Raw genomic sequence first — 25,493 nt, 5'->3', positions numbered from 1 at the left:
CGAAGGAGCGGGATCATAACAAACCTGTGCGGTTTTGGAGCATGTGAGGCTTTTGCATGAATATCGCTCATGTTGGTGCGGGCGTCATACTGTAGAATCGCGGCGTTTTTTTCAGGATCGGGATCAAGGGCATGTCGTACCGCGTCATCAGCACTGTGTTGCTGTTATTAAGCTTTGGCGCGGCGGCGCAAGAGCCCTCGATCTCGCCTTCCATTTCCTACACCCGCGACATCCAGCCAATCTTCACCGAGAAGTGCGTGGCCTGCCATGCGTGCTATGACTCTGCCTGCCAGCTCAATCTGGGCAGTGGCGAAGGCGCGGGTCGGGGCGCGAGCAAGATGCCGGTCTATGACGGCGAACGCACACAAGCGGCACCGACCACGCGCTTGTTCTACGACGCCTTCGGCAAACGCGCCTGGCAGCAGAAGGGCTTCTATTCGGTGCTTGATGCCCAGGGCAGTCAGGCCGCGTTGATGGCGCGCATGCTTGAGCTGGGGCACAAAACCCCGTTGACGCCGAACGCCAAACTCCCGGAAGACATCGTGCTCGGTCTCAATCGCGAGAACATGTGTGCGATGCCCGCCGAATTCGAGGGCTATGCCGGGGCGCATCCGAAGGAAGGCATGCCGTTGGCGGTGACCGGCCTCACCGATCAGCAGTATCAGACGTTGCAGCGTTGGCTGGCCTCAGGTGCGCCGATTGACGAGCAAGGGCTGGCGCCGAGTGCCAAAGAGGCGATGCAGATCGTTCAGTGGGAAAACCTGCTCAATGCGCCGGGCGCTCGCCAGAGTCTGGTCGGGCGCTGGTTGTTCGAGCACTTGTTTCTGGCGCACATCTATTTCAAGGATGGCGAGCCGGGGCACTACTTTCAGTGGGTGCGCTCGCGCACGCCGACAGGTCAGCCGATCGACCTGATTGCCACCCGTCGCCCCAACGATGATCCGGGCACCCAGGTGTATTACCGCTTGTGGCCGGTGCAAGGGGTGATCGTGCATAAAACCCACATCACCTATCCGCTCAGCGCGGCGAAGATGGCTCGGGTCAAAAGCCTGTTCTACAACGGCAACTGGCAAGTCAGCGCGTTGCCCGGCTACGGCCCGCAAAGTCGCGCCAACCCGTTTGCCACGTTTGAAGCGATTCCGGCGCAGGCGCGTTATCAGTTCATGCTCGATAACGCCGAATACTTCGTCCGCACCTTTATTCGCGGTCCGGTGTGCCGTGGGCAGATCGCGACTGACGTGATCCGCGACAACTTCTGGGCGCTGTTCCAGGCGCCGGAACATGACCTGTACATCACCGACCCCAACTATCGCGGCCAGGCCACGCCGCTGTTGGCCATGCCGGGGCAGAACGACGATGTCGGCAGCGTTTTGAGCCTGTGGCATAACTACCGCAACAAACGAAACGAGTACGAGGCTTTGCGCCGCGACAGCTACGCCGATATTCCCGCGCCGAGCTGGTCGACGTTGTGGGCCGGCAACGACAACGCGCTGTTGAGCATCTTCCGCCACTTCGACAGCGCTTCGGTGACCAAAGGCCTGATCGGTGAAGTGCCGCAGACCCTGTGGCTGTTCGACTATCCGTTGCTGGAACGCACGTATTACCAGTTGGCGGTCAACTTCGATGTATTCGGTAACGTCTCCCATCAGGCGCAAACGCGTCTGTATTTCGACCTGATCCGCAACGGCGCCGAACAGAATTTCCTGCGCCTGATGCCGGCCGATTCCCGCGAGGACTACCTCAACGATTGGTACCAGAGCAGCGGCCAGTTCAAGATGTGGCTCGACTATGAAGCCATCGACGACGACAAGCCGACCGCGCTCAAGCTCGACGAGAAAGACCCGAAATACGACTTCGCCATGCAATTGCTCGCACGTTATGGCGACCTCAATGCGCGGCCCGATCCGATCAACCGCTGTGATGGCGCGTATTGCTCGCGGCCGAACATTGATCCGGCGCTGCAAAATGCCGAACAGGCCCTCAGTCGCCTGGCTTCGCGTCCGGCCGCTGGCCTGAAAGTCATCGATCAATTGCCGGAAGCAACCATGTTGCGCATCGCAACGGCCAGCGGCAAACGCGAGGTCTACAGCCTGTTGCGCAACCGTGCCCACAGCAACGTGGCGTTTTTGCTCGGTGAGTCGCTGCGTTATCAACCGGGGCTGGATACGCTGACCATTTATCCGGGCGTGCTCAGCAGTTATCCGAACTTCATCTTCAACATCCCGGCCGATCAGGTTCCGGCGTTTGTCGATGCGATGGAAAACGCCAAGGATGCCAATCGTTTCGAGAAAATCGTCGAACGCTGGGGCATTCGCCGCAGTCATCCGCAATTCTGGTTCTATTTCCACGATCTGAGCCAGTACCTCCACGAAACCGATCCGGTGGAAGAGGGCGTGCTGGACATGAACCGCTACGAGAATCTTTGATCGTTTGAGAGTGATCTGCTGTCCCAATTTCTGACTAGATCCAAATTCCCTGTGGGAGCTGGCTTGCCAGCGATGAGGGCGGCGCATTCAACATTTATGTGGCCTGACACTCCGCCATCGCGGGCAAGCCCGCTCCCACAGGGTTTAGTGGCACTTCAGCAATTGTGGATGGGAGCGGTCGATGTTGATTTCAGTGCAGGCCCTGCGTGCGCTCGCCGCGTGGACGGTGGTCTGCCATCACTTCATGCAGATTTTCTTCGACTTTGAAGCGCGAGGTCCGGTGGGCCAGTGGTTCATTGACAAGGGCGCAGTGGGCGTCGACATTTTCTTCGTCATCAGCGGTCTGGTGATTTTCCTCTCGACCGAAGACAAAACCCTGCGGCCGGGGCAATTCCTGCTGTATCGATTGTTTCGCATCGTCCCGGCGTATTGGCTGTACACGTTGCTGATGGCGTTGCTGGTGGTGTTCGCCCAGCCATTGCTGCCGGATCAAACGGTGGATTGGGCTCATCTGCTGCTGTCGCTGCTGTTCATTCCAACCGAGAATCCCGGCGGTTACGGCATCTATCCGACACTGAATGTCGGCTGGACCCTCAATTACGAAATGCTTTTCTACGTGCTGTTCGCCTGTGCCCTGGTGTTTCGCTGGCAGGTTCGCTTGCTTGTGGTGGCGGCGCTGCTGTTTAGTGCCTGCCAGGCATTCGGCTGGATCAACGAGTTTTACCGGGCGGACATCGTCTACGAATTTTTGCTGGGGATCGGCATTGGCGTGCTCTACCGTCGTGGGTGGATCGGCGTGGGATTGTGGCTACCGTTGCTGGGGATCGTCGGCGCCTTGTTGGCGATTTATCATCTGGCTCCGGCACCGCGGCTGCTGAACTGGGGCGTGCCGAGTGCGGTGCTGGTGATGGCCTGTATCGCACTGGAGCGCTATGTCGAGCGCAATCGAGTGCTGAAATTGCTCGGTGATTGTTCCTATTCGGTTTATCTGATGCATGTATTGGTGCTGTCGGCGGGGGGATTTATCGCTCGCCGCTACGGGATCAATCCCTATCTGATGTTCGCCGTGTGTGCGCTGGCGATCGGCGTCGGTTCGTGGTTGAGCTACGAATGGGTGGAAAAACGCAGTTACCGTTGGCTCAAGGCACGGATTGACGACGCGCCTGTCGAGAATCTTTCCCGACAAAAATACTAGGACTTTGTCCGGCGCAACGATTGGCGTAAACTCCGCCACAAGCCTGCGAGGAGTTTCCATGACCGCTATTACCATCACCGACGCCGCCCACGATTACCTGGCCGATCTGCTGTCCAAGCAGAACACCCCGGGCATCGGTATCCGCGTCTTTATCACCCAGCCTGGCACCCAGTACGCCGAAACCTGCATTGCCTACTGCAAGCCGGGCGAAGAAAAACCCGAAGATACAGCGCTGGGGCTGAAAAGCTTCACCGCGTATATCGATTCGTTCAGCGAAGCGTTTCTCGACGACGCCGTCGTCGACTACGCCACCGATCGCATGGGTGGCCAACTGACCATCAAGGCGCCAAACGCCAAAGTGCCGATGGTCAACGCCGACAGCCCGGTCAACGAGCGCATCAACTATTACCTGCAAACCGAAATCAACCCGGGGCTGGCCAGCCACGGCGGTCAGGTCAGCCTGATCGATGTGGTTGAAGACGGCATCGCCGTGTTGCAGTTCGGTGGCGGTTGCCAGGGCTGCGGCCAGGCCGACGTGACCTTGAAGGAAGGCATCGAGCGCACGCTGCTTGAGCGCATTCCGGAACTTAAAGGCGTTCGCGACGTGACCGACCACACGCAGAAAGAAAACGCCTACTACTAAGGTGTTCGCTGCGGACATGAAAAACGGCGCCCCGTGAGCGCCGTTTTTTTATGCCTGTTTCTGCATGCACCAGAGTGATCATGGTCTGGCTACTTTGTGGCGAGGGAATTTATCCCCGATGAACTGCGCAGCAGTTCCTCTTTTTTGGGCTGCTTCGCAACCCGTCGGGGATAAATCCCCTCACCACAGGTTTTGTATCCAGCCACAAAAGTCATTCAATTCACGGTCTGTAAAGGTGAGCATGGCCAGCGCGATATAACGATGACTCGCTAAACACCTCACTCCCCAGCACCCGTCCAACCAGAATCAACGCCGTGCGCCGAAACCCTTTGGCCGCAACCTTCCCGGCAATATCCGCCAGCGTCCCCATCACCCAATCCTGATCCGGCCATGTCGCCCGGTGAATCACCGCGATCGGACAATCTGCGCCGTAATGCGGCAACAGTTCGGCGATGATCTTCTCCAGGTGATTGACCCCAAGATGAATCGCCATGGTCGCGCCATGTTGCGCCAGATTTCCGAGTTCTTCGCCGGCCGGCATCGCGGTCTTATCGGCATAACGCGTCAGAATCACGCTTTGCGACACGTCCGGCAGCGTCAGTTCGGCGCCGAGCAACGCCGCGCAGGCGGCGGTGGCGGTGACGCCGGGGATGATTTCGAATGGAATATTCAACTCGCGCAGATAGCGAATCTGCTCGCCAATCGCGCCATAAAGGCTCGGATCACCCGAGTGTACCCGCGCCACATCCTGACCTTTGGCATGGGCGGTTTTGATCAATTCGATGATCTGCTCCAGGTGCAACTCCGCGCTGTTGACCACGGTTTCAGCCTGATGACCGTCAAGTATTGCCGCCGGCACCAGCGAACCTGCGTAGATGATCACCGGGCAACTGCGGATCAGCCGCTGGCCTTTGACGGTGATCAATTCCGGGTCGCCGGGGCCGGCGCCGATGAAGTAAACAGTCATCGTTGAATCCTTTGAAAAAGAGGCACGGCAACGCTTCAGATGAAGATTGCTCATGATCGATGGCGGGGATTATCGGGATTTTACGCGGCACCGGCCAATGCCAACGTTGCCTGTGCGTATTTTTGTCGGGAAATCAGCAGTTTTGCCGGGGCCTGAATCAGTTGCTCGGCGAGGGCCAGTGCCGCGCTTTCCGCCACGCCGTAGCAACCCGTGCGTTCGTAGGCGATCTGCGAATGGTGGCTCAGTCGCTGTTGGTAGCTGGCCAATTCTTCACTGCTGAAGTACTGCAGGGGCAGGGCCAGTTGCGCGGCGAGCTCTTGTAAACCCGGCTCATCGCGCTTCAAGTCGATGCTGGCCAAAGCCTTGACTGCCAGAAGGTCGATGCGATGAGCCTGCAAGGCTTGATCGAATAACGCACGCAGCGTGCTGGCGGGGCAGCCGCGCTGGCAGCCCAGGCCGACCACAAAGGTCGGCGCTGCGCTGTCATTGCTCATGCGTGGTATTGACCATCGCTTTTGCGGCGGAACAGCCAGGCGCTGATCAGGCCAAGAGCCAGCCAGAACGCGACGTTGGTCAGCAGCGAAGCGATTTTGAACTGGGCTTCGAGGGCTTCCGGAGCCAGCATCGAATGCACTTCCGGTTGTGGTGCGCCGATCACATGTGGCACGGCGAGAATTGCCACGCCGAGGACTTTCATCAGCCAGTGCCGGCTGAACGCAATCAGCGCCAGACCGGCAGCGGTGGAGGCGGCGGTGCTGATCCACCAGATCTGCCGCGAAGCCAGATCCGCTGCGGCAGTGCCTGGCAGTTCAGGCGGCAAGCCCAGCGTCGGCGCCAGTACGAAAGTGGCGTAACCAGCGAGGCCCCAAAGCAGACCTTGCGAGGTCTTGGTCGGCGCGCGCAGGGTGTAGAGACCGGCGAGCATCAAAGCGAAACCAACGGCCACTACCAGATTGCCGCCAGTGGTCGAGACGACGCGCTGCCAGCCGTTTTCCGGTTCCCAGGCTTCGGCATCGTGGGTGTGTGCGGCTGCACCGGCGGCGTGTTCGTGAGCTTCAGCCACAGGCTCGGCTTTCTCGAACGTCTCGGCCTGCAGAATCAGTGGCGACACCCAGAAACTTTGCAGCAGCGTGAGGAGCAGGGCGGCCAGCAGGCCGGTGAAACCTGCGGTTCGTGCAATTCGCTTGATCATGTCGGCAGGTCTCAGTGGCACGGGAATGCGGCGCTGTGGCGGGTATCGTGCGCAGCGTTATGGACCGCTTCGATGTGCGAGAAACCGGCGAAATAGACGAGGCTGGCGCCGAGAATCGACGCGAAGATGGCGGCGGTCAGACGTTGGCTCAGTGTGCTGCTGGCGATTTTGTCTGTGTTGCTGCCGGTGCTGCTGATGATCGACATGGCGCTTCCCTCTGGAGTGTCAGCGGGTGAATAGAGCGCATGAAAACCCCTGCGAGTCGGGCACGCAGAGGTTCGAACAGCGCCCGCCCACCGCGGGTTTGTTATGTTCAGCGACGCACAAATGCGCGGCTGTGTGTTATGGGCCGGTCTCCGGGCTCACGAGGGGTTGGCGTCAGGCCGACCTGCAAGCGTCACCTTCCCATGCCTTGCGGGCACAGTGGTTTTGACGCTTCGCTCGCTTACCGTTGCGGGGGCAGCACCGGACTGACATGGCTTAAGAGTAAAGCACATGATTCACCGGTTTCCCGTTTCACCCTGTGAAGGGCACCCGTAACAAGTTGTGTAGGAGAGCATGGGGGTGGGTTTTTAGTCAATTTTTTGCGGGGGTGGATCCGGTGCTGCGGTAACGGCTGCCTATGGTTCCGCCCTTACGGCGGGTCACTTTTTCCAGACGCCGAAAAAGTAACCAAAAAGGCTTTACCCTGACGTACGGCCCTCGCTGTGGCTCGGGTTCCTTCGCTGCGGGATCGATCCGGGGGTCATCGCCTCCGGTTTGCTGCGCTGCACCTCCTCTCGATGTGTTTGGCTTCGCCAAACGGTCGCTGCGCTCCCACCCCGGATCAATCCCTCCGCTCAGCCTTCCGACGGGCGCTGAGATCAAGAGCGGTACTCGAGCTAACGCTCATTGTGTTGAGTGGTGAAGATCAAGGGCGGTACTTGAGCTAACGCTCATTGTGTTGATTGGTTAAGGTCAAGAGCGGTACTTGAGCTGACGCTCATTGTGTTGAGTGTTGAGTGTTGAGTGTTGAGTGTTGAGAAGCGTGCGGTCGGCTTTGGTTTTGTGTTGGATTTGCCCCTCACCCCAGCCCTCTCCCCAAGGAGAGGGAGCTGATTTTTGAGCCTTTCAGAATCTGAGTTCGACTCGGTATTTCGAGTCGGTGTACCTCTCCCAAACACCTCGGTCAGTCCCCTCTCCCTCCGGAAGAGGGCTAGGGTGAGGGGCTCTTGATCTGGCTCTTGATCTGGCTCTTGATCTGGCTCTTGATCTGGCTGTTGATCCTGCTCTTGATCTTCAGGCCCATCGGCAGGCCGAGCGGAGGTGTTCATCCGGGGTAGGCGCGCAGCGCCGTTTGGCGAAGCCAAACACATCGAGAGGAGGTGCAGCGAAGCAAACCGGAGGCGATGCCCCCGGATGGACGCCGTAGCGAGGGAACACTGAGCCTAGGCGAAGTGCCGTACGTCCGGGAGCAGCCTTTTTGGTTACTTTTTCGGCGTCTGGAAAAAGTGACCCGCCGTAAGGGCGGAACCCTAATCAGCAACACCCGCAGCAACGGATATGCCCCCAAACCTAAAACCCAACCCCATTGACCCGCCACCACACCATGCGTAGCCTTGCGCTTTCGAGGTTCTCCGGCACAAACCGGAGCTAAGAAGGGAACGCGGTCCAAGCCGCGGCTGCCCCCGCAACTGTGAACGGTGAAATTCACTGCCACGCCACTGCCAGCTCAACCCATGAGCCAGCGGGAAGGCGCAGCGAATACCAGGCCCAAGGCCTGAACACCGTCAGCCAGGAGACCTGCCTCGTCAAAGATTCTCACTACAACCGGGCGGGGTGATCCGGTGGCGAATTCTTCCGCGCGCGCCTGCGCCGCGGATCTCGTCCCGTTTGCCCGCCACCTTGCCAAAGGGCATCCGATGAAAACACTGGCCAAACTCCCCGTCACCATCGTCACCGGCTTCCTCGGCTCGGGCAAAACCACACTGCTGCGGCACATGCTCGACAACGCTCAGGGCCGCCGTATTGCGGTGATCGTCAACGAGTTCGGCGAGTTGGGCATCGACGGTGAAATCCTCAAGCAATGCACCATCGGCTGCACCGAAGAAGAAGCCACCGGTCGCGTTTACGAACTGGCAAACGGCTGCCTGTGCTGCACCGTTCAGGAAGAATTCTTCCCGGTGATGCGCGAACTGGTTGCCCGTCGTGGCGACCTCGATCACATCCTCATCGAAACTTCCGGCCTGGCCCTGCCGAAGCCATTGGTTCAAGCCTTCCAGTGGCCGGAAATCCGCAGCGCCTGCACCGTGGATGCGGTGATCACCGTGGTCGACAGTCCGGCCGTGGCTGCTGGCACTTTCGCTGCGTTCCCTGATCAGGTCGATGCCCAGCGCAAACTCGACCCGAACCTCGACCACGAGTCGCCGCTGCACGAACTGTTTGCCGACCAACTGGCCAGCGCCGACCTCGTAATCCTCAACAAGGCCGACCAGACCAGCCCGGAAGATCTCGCTCGCGTCCGCGCTGAAGTCGCCGAAGAGTTGCCGCCAGCGGTGAAAATCATCGAAGCCAGCAACGGTCGCCTGCCGCTGGACGTGCTGATCGGCCTCGGTGCCGGTTCTGAGGAACACATCGACAGCCGCCACAGCCATCACGATCACCACCACGGTGAAGGCGATGACGACCACGATGACCACGATCACGACGCCTTCGATTCGATCTCCATCGAACTGCCGCAAGCCGACGAGAGCCTGCTGCTCGACGCGCTGACGCAACTGGTGGTCAAGCACGGCATCCTGCGCGTGAAGGGCTTCGCGGCCATTCCGAACAAGCCGATGCGCCTGCTGATTCAAGGTGTGGGCACGCGTTTCGACAAGCACTTCGACCGTCAGTGGGGCGCCGATGAATCGCGCGTTACGCGCCTGGTGTTGATCGGTCAGGAGCTCGACGCGGCGCAACTCGAAGCGCAACTGCGCGCCGCGCTCAGCGTTTAAACCATGCACCTGCTCAGGACCCAGCCCGGCGGTTTCGTGTCGGATGACAACATTGCCGACCTTGGACAAACCCCCGCCGAGCTGGTGATCCTGTGCAGCGGCGACTCCAGTCTGGCGCTGCTCGCCGAAGCCGTGCAGCAGTTGCCCGAGGATTATCCGAGCCTGCGTCTGGCCAACCCGATGCAGGTGCAAAATCATGCTTCGGTCGATTTGTACGTCGATGAAGTGCTACGTCACGCCAAGGTCATTCTGATTTCGCTGCACGGCGGCATTGCCTATTGGCGCTACGGCGTCGAGCGTTTGATCGAACTGTCCGAGCGTGGTGTACAGGTGATTCTGGTGCCGGGTGATGATCGCCCCGATCCGGAACTCAGCGACTTGAGCACCGTCGGCGCCGAGGATCGTGATCGTCTCTGGCAATTCTTGCGTCAGGGCGGCATGGGCAATGCGCTGGATTTCTTCCGTTGTCTGGGCAACCGCTGGCTCGGCCGCGATTACGCCTGGGATGAGCCGCAGACCCTGCCGCGCACGGCGATTTACCACCCGAACAAAAACACCGCTGCGCTGAGTGACTGGCAAGCCGATTGGCTGTCGGAGCAACCGGTCGCGGCGGTGCTGTTTTACCGTTCGCACCTGCAAGCGGCGAACACCGCCTTCATCGATGTTTTCTGTCAGCGCTTGCAAGCGGCGGGGCTTAATCCGTTGCCGATTGCCGTGGCCAGTCTGAAAGAGCCCGGCTGTCTGTCGGTCGTCGAAGATTGGCTGGATGAGGTCGAGGCAGGGGTTATTCTCAATACCACCGGTTTCGCCCAGTCCAGCCCTGAAGCGCCGCATTTACGGCCGTTTCGTCGCAATATTCCGGTGATCCAGGCCATCTGTGCCCAGGACAACGAGCCCGGCTGGCGTGACAGCGAGCAGGGCCTCGGTCCACGGGATCTGGCGATGCACATTGCCTTGCCGGAACTCGACGGGCGCATCATCAGCCGCCCGATCAGCTTCAAGGATCTGGCCTGGCGCAGTGAGCGCAGTCAGTCGGATGTGGTCTGTTATCGCGCGCAACCTGAACGTATGGATTTCGTCGCCGAACTGGCGCGGCGCTGGATCGATCTGGCGCGGGTGCCGAATGCCGGGAAACGCATTGCGCTGATTCTCGCCAACTACCCGACTCGTGACGGACGCATCGGCAACGGTGTCGGTCTGGATACGCCGGCGGCGGCGCTGAATATCCTGCGCGCCTTGCAGGCCGAAGGTTATCCGCTCACACCGGAACTGCCGGAGAGCGGCACCGAGCTGATCCGGCAATTGCTTGGCGGCGTCAGCAATGACCTCGATACGCTTGACTTGCGCCCATGCCAGCAAAGCCTGGCGATGGATGATTACCTGACCATGTTCAACGCGCTGCCTGAGGCCAATCGCGCTGCCGTGATCGAGCGTTGGGGGCCGCCGCAAAACGATCCGATGTGTCGCGACGGGCGCATGATGATCGCTGGCCTGCGCTTTGGCCTGACCTTCGTCGGCATTCAACCTGCGCGGGGGTATCAGGTCGATCCGAGCGCGGTGTATCACGATCCGGATCTGGTGCCGCCCCACGGATATCTCGCCTTCTACTTCTGGCTGCGCAGTAACTACGGTGCCCACGGCGTGATCCACGTCGGCAAACACGGCAACCTCGAATGGCTGCCGGGCAAAGGCGTCGGGCTTTCCGAGAACTGCTGGCCGGATGCATTGCTCGGGCCGCTGCCGAATATCTATCCATTTATCGTCAACGACCCGGGCGAGGGCGCCCAGGCCAAACGGCGTACGCAAGCGGTGATCATCGATCACCTGATGCCGCCGCTGACGCGCGCCGAAACCTACGGCCCGCTGCGTAATCTGGAACTGCTGGCCGACGAATATTACGAGGCGCAACTGCTCGATCCGCGCCGCGCCCGTGAACTGCAGCGGGACATTCTGCAACTGGTGCGCGACACGCAAATCGACCGTGAGCTGCAACTCGATGCGGCGCTGGACAGGGATGCCGATGCCGCAATCTGGCTGCCGCGTCTCGATACCTATTTGTGCGACTTGAAGGAATCGCAGATCCGCGATGGGTTGCATATTTTCGGTGAGTCACCGACCGGGCGTTTGCGTATCGATACCTTGCTGGCATTGCTGAGAATTCCCCGTGGCGATGGCAAGGGTGCGCAGTCGAGTTTGCTGCGGGCGTTGGCGAAGGCGTTTGAATTGGGTTTCGATCCACTCGATTGTGCACTGGCCGATTCGTGGCTTGGCCCGCGGCCGGAGGAACTGGTATCGGTCAGCGACGAGGTTTGGCGCACCGCCGGCGATACCCGAGAACGCCTCGAATTGTTTGCCGCCGAACTGATCTCCCAGACATTGCACAACCCCTGCAGGAGTGAGCCTGCTCGCGATAGCGGTGTGTCATTCAAAACTGAATTGTCCGACCTGACGCCATCGCGAGCAGGCTCGCTCCTACAGGGTCCGCGTGGGGCTGAAGTCGACGCGATCCTCGAAAACCTGCGCGAAGTCGTCGCCCCACGCCTCGACGCCTGCGGCCCCGCCGAAATGCGCGGCCTGCTCGACGCCTTGAGCGGGCGTTTCGTCCCCGCTGGCCCGAGCGGCGCTCCTAGCCGTGGCCGTCTCGATGTGCTGCCAACCGGACGCAACTTCTACTCGGTGGACGTGCGCAACCTGCCGACCACCACTGCCTGGCGCATCGGTTTTCAGTCGGCCACGCTGATTCTTGAACGGCACTTGCAGGATCACGGCGATCACCTGCGCCAGCTCGGCCTGTCGGTCTGGGGCACCGCGACCATGCGCACGGGCGGCGATGACATTGCCCAGGCCATGGCGCTGATGGGTGTGCGTCCGGTGTGGGCCACCGGCAGCCAACGGGTCGATGACTTCGAGATTCTGCCGCTGAGCCTGCTCGACCGTCCGCGTGTCGATGTGACCCTGCGGGTTTCGGGTTTCTTCCGCGACGCCTTCGCCAACCTGATTCGCCTGTTCGATGCTGCAGTGCAAGCAGTCGCTGCACTGGACGAGCCGGACGATCTCAATCCGCTGGCCGCCAAAGTCCGCGCCGAACGCGAGGCACTGCTGCAATCGGGCCTCGATGAAGACGCTGCACGGCGTCAGGCCGGATGGCGGATCTTCGGCGCCAAACCGGGTGCCTATGGCGCAGGCGTGCAGGGCGCCATCGACGGTCGACTGTGGCAGAGCCGCGAGGATCTGGCCGAGGTTTACCTGAACTGGGGCGCCTACGCTTATGGCGGTGCGGACGAAGGCACCGCCGCTCGCGAACAGTTCGTCCAGCGTTTGAGTCAAGTGCAAGCGGTGCTGCAGAATCAGGACAACCGCGAGCACGACTTGCTCGACTCCAACGACTATTACCAGTTCCAGGGCGGCATGCTCGCCGCCGTGGAAACCCTGCGCGGCGAAGCGGCGGCCAGTTATCACGGCGATCACAGCCAGCCGGATCTGCCGAAGATCCGCACCTTGAAAGAAGAGCTGAACCGGGTGATCCGTTCGCGGGCGGCGAACCCGAAATGGATCGACGGGGTCAAGCGGCACGGCTATAAAGGCGCGTTCGAACTGGCGGCGACGGTCGATAATCTGTTTGCGTTCGATGCGACGACGCAGTTGATCGACGATCACCAGTACGCATTGTTGGCGGACGCGTATCTGCTGGATCCGGCGACCCGGGAATTTGTCCGCGAGCATAATCCGCATGCATTGCGCGACATGACCGAACGCATGCTGGAAGCGCAGCAGCGGGGGATGTGGCAGGAACCTGGTGCTTATAAAGAGGCGCTGGAGAATCTGTTGCTGGATATAGAAGAAGATATGTAACGCACTCAAGAACGCCACCCCCTCACCCCAGCCCTCTCCCCCAATGTATGTACCGGAGACATGGTGGACAGGTGTTCGGAGACATGGTGGACACTTTTTAATAGACACATTGCTCATCACCAAGGAGATGACCTGTGTCCTGGGAAGAGGTGTCCACCGTGCAGCTTCGTTCAGAGTTTGTGCATTTGGCTCGGCAAGAAGGAGCCAATGTCCGGCAGCTTTGCCGCCGATTCAATATCAGCCCAAGCACTGCCTACAAATGGCTCAACAGGTTTGAAACTTCAGGTGCAGAGGGCTTGATCGATCAGTCTCGACGACCGAAGACGTCACCCAAACGCTGCGCTGAAGAGGTTGAGCAGCAGATTCTGACCGTGAGTGAGGAATACGCGGCTTGGGGCGCTCGCAAGCTCAAACGTGTGCTGGAAGACAGCGGCGCAGTAATGCCTTCGGTCAGTACCGTGCATGCGGTTTTACAGCGTCATTCACGCGTTGATTCAAAGGCCGCTGAGATTAAACCGTTTATCCGCTTCGAGCATGAAGCGCCCAACGATCTTTGGCAGATGGACTTCAAGGGCCATATCAGCCTGGCTCAGGGACGTTGCCATCCGTTGACGATACTGGACGATCATTCGCGGTTTTCGCTGTGTATCGCGGCCTGCCTCGATGAGCGACGTGAAACCGTTCAGGAGCATCTAATCCGGGTCTTTCGGCGTCATGGTCTGCCTTTGCGCATGACGATGGACAACGGTTCACCCTGGGGTGACCAGACTGGCGTTTATACCGCGCTGGAGGTCTGGCTGATGAGTCAGGGCATCAAGGTCGGGCACTCTCGACCTTATCATCCGCAAACCCAAGGAAAGCTGGAACGCTTCCACCGCAGCCTGAAAAATGAAGTCCTGCGAGACCGACATTTTATTGATCTCAACGGTGCACAACGGGCGTTTGATATCTGGCGTGATATCTACAACCAGAAGCGTCCACATCAAGCGTTGGACATGCAGGTGCCTGCTACTCGCTACAGCAGCAGCCCACGGGAATATCAGGAGCAGCCCGCGGCGCCGGAGTACGACGATGGGGATGTGGTCAGGAAGGTTCAGGTGAAGGGCGAGATCTACTGGCGGAACCGTGAATACACAGTCGGAAAAGCTTTTTATGGGAGGTCAGTAGCTATCCGGGAAACGACGGAAGATGGCATCCACGATGTCTACTGGAGTAGACATCGTATTGCCCGAATCGACTTGAACTTGCAGATCGTTACGGCAGGTAAGAAGATCTAAAACCGTCCACCATGTCTCCGAACATGTGTCCACCATGTCTCCGGTACATACACCCAAGGGGGAGAGGGGGAAAGGGAGCCGATCTGTGTGCTGTTCAAAATTTGAGTTCGACTGGATAGTTCAGGCGGTGAATCTCAAAAAAGCACCACGGGAAAGGGAGCCGATCTGTGTGCTGTTCAAAACTGGAGTTCGACTGGATAGTTCAGTCGTTGGACCTCAAAAGAGCACCACGGGAAAGGGAGCCGATCTGTGTGCTGTTCAAAACTGGAGTTCGACTGGAAAGTTCAGTCGGTGGACCTCAAAAGAGCACCACGGGAAAAGGAGCCGATCTGTGTGCTGTTAAAAACTTGAGTTCGACTGGATAGCTCAAGTCGGCGGACCTCAAAAGAGCACCACGGTCAGTTCCCTCTCCCTCTGGGAGAGGGCTAGGGTGAGGGTATTTCTACCTGACACCCGGCAACCCTCAAGCACACCAAAGACCACGAAAGAGAAAAGCCCAAATGACTGACACCCCACATTTCCCGCTCTCCGCCGTGGTCGGCGCCGATGACCTGAAACTCGCCCTGTGCCTCACCGCCATCGACCCGAAAATCGGCGGTGTGCTGATCGAAGGCCCGCGTGGCATGGCCAAATCCACCCTGGCCCGAGGCCTCGCAGATCTGCTCGCCAGCGGCCAGTTCGTCACCTTGCCGCTGGGCGCGACCGAGGAGCGCCTGGTCGGCACGCTCGATCTCGATGCCGCCCTCAGCGACGGCCGCGCGCAGTTTTCCCCCGGCGTGTTGGCCAAGGCTGACGGCGGCGTGCTCTATGTCGATGAAGTCAATCTGCTGCCCGATCATCTGGTCGATCTGTTGCTCGACGTCGCTGCCAGCGGCACCAACCTGATCGAGCGCGACGGTATTTCCCACCGGCATTCGGCGAAGTTTGTACTGATCGGCACCATGAACCCGGAAGAGGGCGAGTTGCGCCCGCAGTTGCTTGATCGCTTCGGCCTCAACGTCGCGCTCAGTGGCCATACCGCACCGACCGAGCGCGGGCAGATCATTCGCCGGCGGCTGGATTTCGACAGCGATCCACAAGGATTCTGTGCCCAGTGGGAAAGCGCACAACAGGCCCTGCGTGAGCGTTGTGAAAACGCCCGCAGCGCGTTGGTCGGCATTCCTCTGGACGATGCCGCGCTGGCGCACATCACCGAGCGTTGTTTCGCCGCCAGCGTCGATGGCTTGCGTGCTGATCTGGTGTGGTTGCGCGCGGCTCGCGCTCACGCGGCATGGCGTGGTGCCACGGCCATCGCCGAAGAGGATATCGACGCTGTCGCCGAATTTGCCCTGCGCCATCGTCGTCGCGAACAAATGCCTTCCACTCCTCAACAACCCGCGCAATCCCCGGCAAACGCGGCGGCCAGTCCGAACCCGAGCGAAGGGCAGGGCCAGTGGGGCGACATGCCGGCCCCGGCACTTGCCACCGGTGCCCGCCGCGAAGTGCCGAGCTGGCCGCTGGAAAAAAAGCCCTAGGCATTCGCCCCCGGTCTGACGCGGGGGCGAATGCCAGACCCCGCGCCGGACGGTTGGATAACGGACGCCAGGGCAAACGTCATGCGGCTCGCAGTGGCGCGGTGAACTGGCCGGGAACGCTGCTTAACGGCCGCCCGCAAAGCCGGGAAGATTTGTTGTTTCAATTGCGCACCCGCTCGCCCCATGAGTTGTGGCTGGTGATCGTCGATGCTTCGGCCTCGACGCGCCGCCATCACGCGCTGCGCGATGCCAAAGGCCTGCTCGCGCAACTGTTTGATGACGCCTATCGCCAGCGTGCGCGGCTGGCGTTACTGACCGCCAGTGGCGCGGCGCCGAAGTGGCAGGTGCAGGGCTTGAAGGCGTCCAGCGGTTTGCGTGTCTGGCTCGATGCTTTGGGCGCGGGGGGCGGGACGCCGTTGCTCGCGGCACTGGCGCAGGCGCAGCAATGGCTTACGGTGCGGCGCAAGCGTTTTCCGGCCGAGCAGCAACGCTTGCTGGTGGTCACGGACGGGCGTTTGAAAGCCTGGTCAGGCTTGCCGACGCTGGATTGTCCGGGTCTGTTGATCGATATCGAACGCGGGCCGATTCGGTTAGGGCGGGCGAGGGATCTGGCGGAGGCATTGGCCGCAGATTATCGGCACATCGACGACCTTTGATTCTGGTGTCGTCTGACCGGGCCTCATCGCGGGCAAGCCCGCTCCCACAGGTTTTTCTGTTGACCCCAGGCATTGTGTCCGCCTCGGGAACTGTGGGAGCCGGGCTTGCCCGCGATGGCCTCCACTCGGATTCGGATCTATTGACCACAATTCGCAGCACTGCTCTATGCTGCACCCCAGCCGCAATCACAAGGAGTGAGCGATGCGCATTCTGGTCAAGAACCCTCAGGACGACTTCCGCGTCAAAGCCTACGCCGGTACCAACGGCGTGCTGCTGGCGATGGATCTGGCCGAACCCCGGCGCAGAGGTCTGCTCGGATTCGCCATCGAAAAACAGCAAGGCGACAAGCCTTGGCTGTTTCTTTTCAACAGCCTGACCTTCCCCGGAAAAACCCACACGTTCCCGCAGTTTCACGCCACCCCCAGCGATAAGGCCCCGCTGCAGAAATTTCGCTGGGCCGATTACGCGGTGAATCCGGGGATGACCATTCACTATCGCGTCCACCTCGCTTATGGCACGCCGGAGGCTCCCCAACTGGGTGAGTTTCTGGAACTGACCGTCATCAGCGACGACGGTCATCCAGCCGATCAAAGCGTGATTTTCAATCGTGCCGTGGCCGCCAGTCAGGCGTTCCAGCGCAAGTTTCCCGACCTCGATGCGCAGATCAGCGCCAACAAAAACATGCCCATCGAAGCCTGGCCTGATGCGGCGCGACAATGGCTGGAGAACGGCTTGCTCGCACGTTTGCTGGGGTTTATCGAGCGCGCGGTCGATGGGCAGTGGGCACTGGACATCGCCATTTACGAATATCAGTTGCAAGCCATCGTCGACGCCGTGAATGCAGCCTTCGAGCGTGGTGTACGGATTCGCGTTCTGTATCACGCCCGACCCGATGACGAAGACACCACAATCAACGAAGCGAGCCTGGCTAAACTGCCCGCGTCGAGCAAGCGCGGGCGCGTCACGCACAACATCTTCCACAACAAATTTATCGTCCTCAGCCGGCTCGATGCGGCGGGCCAGCGCCAGCCCCAAGTGGTGTTGTGCGGAAGCACCAACTTCACTGCCAATGGCGTCTATCGGCAGGCCAACGTGGTTCATGTCCTCGATGAGGCGACCGTCGCCAGTCGTTACCTGCAAACCTTCGAAGAAGTCTGGGCGACACCGGAAGACGTCGGCGCGACCCGTACGTGGATCACCGAACACAACCCGATGGACGCCACGCAGCCGCTGTTCGCCGGATTCTCGCCACGTACCGGGGGCGCTGATTTGCGCGAATTTGTCGAGATTATCGGAGCGGCGAAAAAGGATGTGTTGTTTGTGACCGCGTTCGCTTTGCCCGACGCCATCCTCAACGCCTTGCTCGGCCGGCCGCATGACGACATTTTGCGTTATGGCCTGCAAAACACGGTCAGCCGCATCACCGGATTCCACGCCGACCGCACGGCCGAGTTCGCCGCAACGGCGTTGCTCAACACCGGTCTGGAAGGTTGGCTGCGTGAAAACATGAAAGGCCAGAAAGGTAATTTGCTGGTGCACACCAAAGCCGTGGTCACTGACTTCACCACGGACGCTCCGACCATCATCAGTGGCAGTCACAACCTCAGTGCTTCGGCCAGCAATGGCAACGACGAGAACTACCTGATCATTCGCGGTGATACCGATCTGGCTGATCGTTATGGCCTGGAGCTGTTGCGGTTTTATGAGCATTACCGGTTTCGATATTTCGCGAAAAAACTGGCGTTGAAGCAGGTCAGTCCGTTGGCGGTGGATGACAGCTGGACCAATGATTATTACGTTGAAGGGGATTTGCGGGCGCTGTCCCGCCAGCGCTTCGCCGGCCGCTGATGGCGCTGTTTTTACAGGCCTCTTCGCGAGCAGGCGTCGTCACAAACAACTCAGTTCCCTGGCGTACAGATTTTGAAATGATTTCGCACTGTAGGAAAAGTCACTCCTGCCTGTACGCTTCAAGGCCTTTTTTCATTCAGGATCTACATGAACACCCTCTTGGAGCCTCCCAGTCGTACCTTCCCTTCGCGCCACGGCGCGGTCTTGACGCACTCGCAGCATCCAGTTTTCCGACACCTGACTATCGTTGATAACGCGGCTTCACAGCCTTCGCGTTGCGCTTTGCCGTGTCCGGCAGCCTGAATTCACTGAAGAGAGATAGAGACATTTTATGGAATGGTTAGCGGATCCCACGGCCTGGTTAGGCTTGTTGACCTTGATCGTGCTGGAACTGGTGCTGGGTATCGACAACCTGGTGTTCATTGCAATCCTTGCCGACAAACTGCCACCGCATCAGCGCGACCGAGCCCGAATCATCGGCCTGTCGCTGGCGCTGATCATGCGCTTGGGCCTGTTGGCGAGTATTTCCTGGCTGGTCACCCTTACGCAGCCGTTGTTTGAGGTGTTCGACAAGAGCTTCTCCGGGCGTGACTTGATCATGCTGTTCGGTGGCGTGTTCCTGCTGTTCAAAGCCACCATGGAATTGCACGAACGGCTGGAAGGCCATGTCGGCGGGCGCTCGACCAACACCGCTTATGCGCTGTTCTGGCCGATCGTCGCGCAGATCGTGGTGCTCGACGCGGTGTTCTCGCTGGACGCGGTGATTACCGCCGTGGGCATGGTCGATGAACTGGCGGTGATGATGATCGCCGTGATCATCTCCATCGGCCTGATGATTGTCGCGAGCAAGCCGCTGACCCGCTTCGTCAACGCACACCCGACGGTGATCATGCTGTGTCTGGGCTTCTTGATGATGATCGGTTTCGCCCTGACCGCCGAAGGTCTGGGTTTCCACATCCCGAAAGGCTATCTGTACGCGGCCATCGGTTTCTCGATCCTGATCGAGGTGTTCAACCAGATCGCCCGGGCCCGACGCAAACGTTCGATGCAGGGCTTGCGGCCGATACGTGAACGTACGGCCCATGCGGTGATGCGTTTGCTGGGCGGTCGCAAGCTGGCGGTGGAGGAGGTCGGCGAAGAGATTTCCGACCTGCTGGACGATGGTGACGCGCCGAGCGCCGAACTGTTCGACCGCCGTGAGCGCGTGATGATCAGCGGCGTGCTGCAACTGGCCGAGCGGCCGATCCGCAGCCTGATGACCGTGCGCGCGGACGTCGACACCATCGATCTGGCCGACGATGCCGAGGCGATTCGCACGAAGTTGATGCACTCGTCCTACTCGCGTCTGCCGCTGATCCGCGACGGTGTGGTGGATGAACCATTGGGCTTCGTGCACAAGAAGGAATTGCTCAAGGAATACCTGGCTGGCGCCGAGCCCAACCTGGAGCATCTGGCACGCAAGACCATCAACCTGCTCGACAGCTTTTCGATCCTCAACGCACTGGAGCAGATGCGCGCGGCGTCGACCCACATTGCTTTCGTGGTCAACGAATTCGGTGACTTCGTCGGCGTGCTGACCATGACCGACATTCTGGAGTCGATTGCCGGTGAGCTGCCTGATGCCAGTGAAATTGAAGGCCCGGATGTGCTCGAGGCGCAGGGCGGTTTTATGGTCAGTGGTGCACTGAACCTTGCGCGAGTTCGCCAGCGCACCGGCTTCGGTGCCGAGCCGACCGAGGACTATCAGACGGTCGCGGGGTTGGTGATGAGCCTCCTGGATCGATTGCCGATTAAAGGTGACCGTCTGGAGCATGCGGGCTGGTACATGACTGTGGTGGCGGTTGAAGAGCGTCGTGTGACGCAGGTGTTGTTGGTGCGAGAGGCCGCGTAATGCCGAAGCTTTTTACCGACTTTTATGGACTTTTATGAGCTCTTCGCGAGCAGGCTCGCTGCCCCAGGGAAATGCATTCCAATGCGGGAGCGAGCCTGAACGCGAATGCGCTTGTTTGGAGACGCTGGCAACACAGTCCATGTGTTCAACCACCAAAAAGAGATCGCCACCACGCGACAATTCAGGCCGGTACGTTTTTCGGCTTTTTCTTGTTTAGACTCAGAAGCACCAGACTGCCAAATTGCGAGGCGGCTACTCCGGTTGCTCCGTCTGCCTGAAGCGTGACCGTGGCTCTGGTCGTTCCTGGTGGCGCGATGATCCAGTCAGTCAACACTTGCCAGTTCGAAGCGTCTTTTAGCGTCAGCTCAAGCTCGTCGCCAGCAGGATGTAGGGTCAATAAAACGCGAGTCGTGAAGCCGGGCGCAGTCTTCATTCTGGCGGACAGCGCATACTCTTCGACTTCAGAATGAAAAGCGACCTCCTGGCTGATGGAGCCGGGGGAAGCGATCGTGCACTCACCGTCGCTGATACGCACATGCTCTGGATGGGTAACTGACCAATTATCTTCGCCTTCGGTGAACTCGCCATTCTTGATTAAATTCGTCATATCCAATCCCTTGTTGATGTCTGGTTGTTACCGCTGCTTCAAGTCTGTTCATTCAGGCGGCACGTTCATTACAGAACCCGCAGGCGCGCACGTGGAACAGTGCGCAGAGTGCGAAGTATCTGGCGTAACCAAAGCAGGTCATGTAGTCGTTTAAGGGGCGCAGCGGGGGCTTTGGTCCTGCCGATATGCTCGGCGAAATCCCGTGCGAGGGTTTCTTCAGTGCCGATGCCTTTGAGGTTTTTCACCAGCCTGCCGTCCTTGTAGAACAGCACCGTTGGCGTGCCCATCACCTGCGGATGGCGCGGCGATTCGCTGGTGTTGAGCATGTAGATATTGGCGCGATGCCGATAAGGCTCGGCGATCTGCCGGAACACCGGCCCGGCCCATTCGCACGCGGGGCAGTGTTCGTTGGCGAAGTAGAGGATCACCGGGCGCCAGGTTTTCAGGGCTTTGCGGTAGGTCGGCGGCAGCATTGAGTGAAGGCCTGTCGAACTCATTGGAAACTCCTTTTCTCGCTACGTCGGCAATGCATACCCAGGACGAAGAAACGAGTCACCGTTGGCCGATGACCCCTTTTGTCAGACTTCAGTGTCAGAGCAGTTTCGAGAGCGTCACATCGCCAAAATAAGAGCCTGGGACACCAAACTCGCCATCACTGGCTTCCAGTGTGACCTTGAAAGCGATTGTCGAGATCTGTACCTCGAATTTCGCCGACAGCACGTCCCACTCCGCACCGCCATGAAGGTCAAGGTGAACTGGCTCGCCTGTGGGAAGCGGCTGCACAGTGATACGAGCACCATGGCCAGAAAGTGTTTTCACTCTGGCGAAAAGCATGAATTGTCCTCCGCCGCCAGCGCCAGCGGGAACGTTCTGACTGATTGAGTCTGGTGCAGCAATAATGCAATGACCGGTTACAAATCTCACATTCTCTGGATCGGTCGCCGTCCAATGCGCGCCTTGCTGAGAAAAATCGCCGTTCTTAATGAGATTAGCCATTACGAATATCCTTATCGGGAGTGGTTTAAAGCCATGTTTGGCCTGCGAAGTAGGCTCGTAAACCCGGCACTCGACAACTGTCAACTCTGACAGGTGCAGCCATAAATCCGATGAACGGCTGTCGCTGCTCAGACGCCTTCTGATTCCCGGATCGGACTTCGTTGTGGTCTCAATCGAGCAACCAGATGCACACAAATGTGACGTTACTTCCCATCGGGTTGCCTCCGGTAGCGCGAACCCGGGAAATGTGTCGGCTGCTTTTGCATTCCCGAATTTTTCTAACCGTTTGAACTGATTGGTTTTTCGATTCGCCGAGGATTTTGAATCAATCCTGTGGCACACTTTCTGCTGTCTATTCCGTAGTAACAAACTGTGTTCCGGTATAGCGGAATAAACACCATCCTGGAGTGCTTGCCATGCATCGCCGTCCTTCGTTGTTCAATGCGTGTGTTTTTGTTCTTGCGGCTTCGTCCGCTGCCATGGGTATGGCCCAGGCAGCCGACAGCAAGCTCGATGCGGTTCTGGCCCGTGGGAAATTGATTGTGGGCACCGGCAGCACCAATGCGCCGTGGCACTTTCAGGGCGCGGACGGCAAGTTGCAGGGTTTTGATATCGACATCGCCAGGATGGTGGCCAAAGGTCTGTTCAACGATCCGAGCAAAGTCGAGTTTGTCGTGCAGTCGTCCGATGCGCGGATTCCCAATCTGCTCACCGACAAAGTCGACATGAGCTGCCAGTTCATCACTGTTACTGCCAGCCGTGCGCAGCAAGTTGCGTTCACCCTGCCGTACTACCGCGAAGGCGTTGGCTTACTGCTGCCGAACAACAGCAAGTACAAGGAAATCGAAGATTTGCAGGCCGGCGGCGACAGCGTCACCGTAGCGGTGCTGCAAAACGTCTATGCCGAAGAACTGGTGCATCAGGCACTGCCCAAGGCCAAGGTCGATCAGTACGACAGCGTCGACCTGATGTATCAGGCGGTTAACTCCGGCCGTGCCGATGCCGCCGCCACCGACCAGTCTTCGGTCAAATACCTGATGGTGCAGAACCCTGGCCGCTACCGCAGCCCGACTTACGCCTGGAGCCCGCAGACCTACGCTTGCGCGGTCAAACGCGGCGATCAGGACTGGCTGAACTTCGTCAACACCGCGCTGCATGAAGCCATGACCGGCGTTGAATTCCCGACCTATGCGGCATCGTTTAAACAGTGGTTCGGCGTTGATCTGCCGTCGCCCGCAATCGGTTTCCCTGTCGAATTCAAATGATCCCGTGAGAGTGGGGCGAGCCCATCGCCCCGCTCAAGGTACTGCTGACCATGAACTATCAGTTGAACTTTGCCGCCGTGTGGCGCGATTTCGACACCTTGCTGGCGGGGCTCGGTCTGGGTCTTGAACTGGCGCTGGTGTCGATCGCCATCGGCTGCGTGATCGGCCTGCTGATGGCGTTTGCCTTGCTGTCAAAGCATCGCGCCCTGCGGGTGCTGGCCTCGGTGTACGTCACGGTGATCCGTAACACGCCGATTCTGGTGTTGATTCTGTTGATCTACTTTGCGTTGCCGAGCCTGGGGATCCGGCTGGACAAGATTCCGTCGTTCATCATCACCCTGTCGCTGTATGCCGGGGCGTACCTGACGGAGGTGTTTCGTGGCGGTTTGCTCAGCATTCCCAAGGGCCAGCGCGAAGCCGGGTTGGCGATTGGTCTGGGCGAATGGCAGGTCAAGGCTTATGTCACGGTGCCGGTGATGCTGCGCAACGTGTTGCCGGCGTTGTCGAACAACTTCATTTCGCTGTTCAAGGACACCTCGCTGGCCGCCGCGATTGCGGTGCCGGAGCTGACCTATTACGCGCGCAAGATCAATGTCGAGAGCTACCGGGTGATCGAAACCTGGCTGGTGACCACGGCGCTCTATGTCGCGGCCTGTTACCTCATTGCCATGCTGCTGCGTTACCTCGAGCAGCGTCTGGCGATCCGCCGATAGGAGGCTGCGATGTACCAATCACCTAGTTGGTTGCATGAGTTGTGGGTGGCGCGGGAAACGCTGCTGCAAGGTTTTTTGACCAGTGTGCAGGTGTCGGCGCTGGCAATTCTGTTCGGCACGCTGCTCGGTGTCGTCACCGGCCTGGTGCTGACCTACGGCAGGTTCTGGATGCGCGCGCCGTTTCGCTTTTACGTTGACCTGATTCGCGGCACCCCGGTGTTTGTACTGGTGCTCGCGTGCTTCTATATGGCGCCGGCGCTGGGTTGGCAGATCAGCGCGTTTCAGGCCGGCGCTTTAGGCCTGACGCTGTTCTGCGGCTCCCACGTTGCCGAGATTGTGCGCGGGGCTTTGCAAGCCTTGCCTCGTGGGCAAATGGAAGCCAGCAAGGCCATCGGCCTGACGTTTTATCAATCCCTTGGCTACGTGCTGTTGCCTCAGGCACTGCGGCAGATCCTGCCAACGTGGGTCAACTCGTCCACCGAGATCGTCAAGGCCTCGACCTTGCTTTCGGTGATCGGCGTCGCCGAATTGCTCCTCAGCACCCAACAGATCATCGCCCGAACCTTCATGACCCTGGAGTTCTATCTGTTCGCCGGGTTTCTGTTTTTCGTCATCAACTACGGCATCGAGTTACTCGGCCGGCACATTGAAAAGCGGGTGGCCTTGCCATGACTGAAGCTCAAGTTTCCAACGTTCCAAACGGCCAGCCACTGCTGGACATTCGTGGCCTGCACAAACAGTACGGCGCGGTCGAAGTACTCAACGGCGTCGACCTCAGCATGCAACGCGGCAACGTGGTGACGCTGATCGGTTCCAGTGGCTCCGGCAAGACCACGCTGCTGCGCTGCGTGAACATGCTTGAAGAGTTCCAGGGCGGGCAGATCCTGCTCGACGGCGAGTCCATCGGCTACGACGAGGTCAACGGCAAACGCGTACGTCATGGCGAAAAAGTCATCGCCCGGCATCGTGCGATGACCGGCATGGCGTTTCAGCAATTCAACCTGTTCCCGCATTTGACGGCGTTGCAGAACGTCACGTTGGGCCTGCTCAAGGTGAAGAAAATGCACAAGGACGAAGCCGTGGTACTGGCCGAGAAATGGCTGGATCGGGTTGGTCTGCTGGAACGCCGTAATCATTTTCCCGGCCAGCTGTCCGGTGGTCAGCAACAGCGCGTGGCGATTGCCCGGGCGATTGCGATGAACCCGAGCCTGATGCTGTTCGACGAAGTGACCTCAGCCCTTGACCCGGAACTGGTCGGCGAAGTGCTCAACGTGATCAAGGGCCTCGCCGAAGACGGCATGACCATGCTGCTGGTGACCCACGAAATGCGTTTCGCTTTCGAGGTTTCAGACAAGATCGTTTTCATGAATCAGGGGCGCATCGAAGAGCAGGGGCCTCCCAAGGAACTGTTCGAGCGCCCGCAATCGCCGCGTCTGGCTGAGTTTCTGAAAAGCACGCGGTTTTAAATTTTCGTT

At 59.4% G+C, this 25,493-nt stretch carries 21 protein-coding genes and 2 riboswitches; of the genes, 14 read left to right on the top strand and 7 right to left on the bottom strand.

Annotated features, from left to right (window positions below; genetic code table 11):
- Nucleotides 1-131: 131 nt before the first annotated feature.
- From ACVVH8_RS16915 to nfuA, 3 genes are all read left to right on the top strand, one after another.
- Entirely contained in the window at nucleotides 132-2,426 is a 2,295-nt protein-coding gene (locus ACVVH8_RS16915; protein WP_475225054.1) for a fatty acid cis/trans isomerase, read from the top strand.
- Nucleotides 2,427-2,607: 181 nt separating this feature from the next.
- Nucleotides 2,608-3,621, top strand: coding sequence for an acyltransferase family protein (locus ACVVH8_RS16910; protein ID WP_475225051.1), 1,014 nt, complete (start codon nucleotides 2,608-2,610; stop codon nucleotides 3,619-3,621).
- 58 nt (nucleotides 3,622-3,679) lie between these two features.
- On the top strand, nucleotides 3,680-4,264 hold the full coding sequence (gene nfuA / locus ACVVH8_RS16905) for a Fe-S biogenesis protein NfuA (RefSeq protein ID WP_003225494.1): 585 nt from the start codon (nucleotides 3,680-3,682) through the stop codon (nucleotides 4,262-4,264).
- Nucleotides 4,265-4,484: 220 nt separating this feature from the next.
- Here the strand turns inward: nfuA and cobM are convergent, their stop codons facing one another.
- The 4 genes from cobM to ACVVH8_RS16885 form a co-directional block, all read right to left on the bottom strand.
- The gene (gene cobM, locus ACVVH8_RS16900; RefSeq protein ID WP_475225048.1) at nucleotides 4,485-5,231 is read right to left on the bottom strand and encodes a precorrin-4 C(11)-methyltransferase; all 747 of its coding nucleotides are present in this window, start codon (nucleotides 5,229-5,231) and stop codon (nucleotides 4,485-4,487) included.
- Nucleotides 5,232-5,311: 80 nt separating this feature from the next.
- Nucleotides 5,312-5,725 carry a cobalamin biosynthesis protein gene (locus tag ACVVH8_RS16895; protein WP_475225046.1) on the bottom strand — a complete coding sequence of 138 codons (414 nt, stop codon included), beginning with the start codon at nucleotides 5,723-5,725 and terminating at the stop codon, nucleotides 5,312-5,314.
- Nucleotides 5,722-6,423 carry a CbtA family protein gene (locus ACVVH8_RS16890; protein WP_475225044.1) on the bottom strand — a complete coding sequence of 234 codons (702 nt, stop codon included), beginning with the start codon at nucleotides 6,421-6,423 and terminating at the stop codon, nucleotides 5,722-5,724. The genes ACVVH8_RS16895 and ACVVH8_RS16890 overlap by 4 nt, the downstream gene beginning before the upstream one ends.
- 11 nt (nucleotides 6,424-6,434) lie before the next feature.
- On the bottom strand, nucleotides 6,435-6,629 hold the full coding sequence (locus tag ACVVH8_RS16885) for a CbtB domain-containing protein (RefSeq protein WP_475225041.1): 195 nt from the start codon (nucleotides 6,627-6,629) through the stop codon (nucleotides 6,435-6,437).
- Between the two features lie 124 nt (nucleotides 6,630-6,753).
- Nucleotides 6,754-6,976, bottom strand: a riboswitch (cobalamin riboswitch).
- 1,039 nt (nucleotides 6,977-8,015) lie between these two features.
- Nucleotides 8,016-8,227: riboswitch (cobalamin riboswitch) on the top strand.
- A 97-nt stretch (nucleotides 8,228-8,324) separates the two neighbouring features.
- Here ACVVH8_RS16885 and cobW point away from each other — a divergent pair.
- The 7 genes from cobW to ACVVH8_RS16850 all read left to right on the top strand — a co-directional run bounded on the left by cobW (nucleotide 8,325) and on the right by ACVVH8_RS16850 (nucleotide 20,437).
- Nucleotides 8,325-9,398 carry a cobalamin biosynthesis protein CobW gene (gene cobW, locus ACVVH8_RS16880; protein WP_475225039.1) on the top strand — a complete coding sequence of 358 codons (1,074 nt, stop codon included), beginning with the start codon at nucleotides 8,325-8,327 and terminating at the stop codon, nucleotides 9,396-9,398.
- Nucleotides 9,399-9,401: 3 nt separating this feature from the next.
- Nucleotides 9,402-13,250: a cobaltochelatase subunit CobN gene (cobN, locus tag ACVVH8_RS16875; RefSeq protein ID WP_475225037.1), complete on the top strand. Its 3,849-nt coding sequence runs from the start codon at nucleotides 9,402-9,404 to the stop codon at nucleotides 13,248-13,250.
- 134 nt (nucleotides 13,251-13,384) lie between these two features.
- Entirely contained in the window at nucleotides 13,385-14,527 is a 1,143-nt protein-coding gene (locus ACVVH8_RS16870; RefSeq protein ID WP_213026430.1) for an IS481 family transposase, read from the top strand.
- 500 nt (nucleotides 14,528-15,027) lie between these two features.
- Entirely contained in the window at nucleotides 15,028-16,041 is a 1,014-nt protein-coding gene (locus ACVVH8_RS16865) for a magnesium chelatase ATPase subunit I (RefSeq protein ID WP_475225034.1), read from the top strand.
- Between the two features lie 53 nt (nucleotides 16,042-16,094).
- Nucleotides 16,095-16,697, top strand: coding sequence for a vWA domain-containing protein (locus ACVVH8_RS16860; protein WP_475225032.1), 603 nt, complete (start codon nucleotides 16,095-16,097; stop codon nucleotides 16,695-16,697).
- A 202-nt stretch (nucleotides 16,698-16,899) separates the two neighbouring features.
- Nucleotides 16,900-18,546, top strand: a complete 1,647-nt coding sequence (locus tag ACVVH8_RS16855) for a phospholipase D-like domain-containing protein (protein WP_475225030.1) — start codon at nucleotides 16,900-16,902, stop codon at nucleotides 18,544-18,546.
- Nucleotides 18,547-18,877: 331 nt separating this feature from the next.
- The gene (locus tag ACVVH8_RS16850) at nucleotides 18,878-20,437 is read left to right on the top strand and encodes a TerC family protein (RefSeq protein WP_475225028.1); all 1,560 of its coding nucleotides are present in this window, start codon (nucleotides 18,878-18,880) and stop codon (nucleotides 20,435-20,437) included.
- 181 nt (nucleotides 20,438-20,618) lie between these two features.
- Here the strand turns inward: ACVVH8_RS16850 and ACVVH8_RS16845 are convergent, their stop codons facing one another.
- From ACVVH8_RS16845 to ACVVH8_RS16835, 3 genes are all read right to left on the bottom strand, one after another.
- The gene (locus tag ACVVH8_RS16845; protein ID WP_103302350.1) at nucleotides 20,619-21,044 is read right to left on the bottom strand and encodes a hypothetical protein; all 426 of its coding nucleotides are present in this window, start codon (nucleotides 21,042-21,044) and stop codon (nucleotides 20,619-20,621) included.
- Between the two features lie 68 nt (nucleotides 21,045-21,112).
- A complete protein-coding gene (locus tag ACVVH8_RS16840; RefSeq protein ID WP_475225025.1) occupies nucleotides 21,113-21,541 on the bottom strand; it encodes a thioredoxin family protein in 429 nt (142 codons plus the stop codon).
- Between the two features lie 94 nt (nucleotides 21,542-21,635).
- A complete protein-coding gene (locus tag ACVVH8_RS16835) occupies nucleotides 21,636-22,040 on the bottom strand; it encodes a hypothetical protein (protein WP_475225023.1) in 405 nt (134 codons plus the stop codon).
- 416 nt (nucleotides 22,041-22,456) lie between these two features.
- Here ACVVH8_RS16835 and ACVVH8_RS16830 point away from each other — a divergent pair, with 416 nt between their 5' ends.
- The 4 genes from ACVVH8_RS16830 to ACVVH8_RS16815 are packed head-to-tail and all read left to right on the top strand — an operon-like array spanning nucleotide 22,457 to nucleotide 25,484.
- On the top strand, nucleotides 22,457-23,305 hold the full coding sequence (locus tag ACVVH8_RS16830) for a transporter substrate-binding domain-containing protein (protein ID WP_475225020.1): 849 nt from the start codon (nucleotides 22,457-22,459) through the stop codon (nucleotides 23,303-23,305).
- Between the two features lie 50 nt (nucleotides 23,306-23,355).
- On the top strand, nucleotides 23,356-24,018 hold the full coding sequence (locus tag ACVVH8_RS16825) for an amino acid ABC transporter permease (protein WP_059405928.1): 663 nt from the start codon (nucleotides 23,356-23,358) through the stop codon (nucleotides 24,016-24,018).
- A 9-nt stretch (nucleotides 24,019-24,027) separates the two neighbouring features.
- Complete coding sequence (locus ACVVH8_RS16820; RefSeq protein WP_103302346.1) at nucleotides 24,028-24,690, top strand: amino acid ABC transporter permease; 663 nt, start codon at nucleotides 24,028-24,030, stop codon at nucleotides 24,688-24,690.
- On the top strand, nucleotides 24,687-25,484 hold the full coding sequence (locus ACVVH8_RS16815) for an amino acid ABC transporter ATP-binding protein (RefSeq protein WP_475225017.1): 798 nt from the start codon (nucleotides 24,687-24,689) through the stop codon (nucleotides 25,482-25,484). Before ACVVH8_RS16820 ends, ACVVH8_RS16815 begins: the two co-directional genes overlap by 4 nt.
- Nucleotides 25,485-25,493 lie beyond the last annotated feature (9 nt).

This window comes from Pseudomonas trutticola BRTCR10 (genome assembly GCF_056155105.1).
The sequence above is the reverse complement of the archived record's forward strand: the minus strand, read 5'-3'. Positions and strand labels throughout refer to the sequence as shown.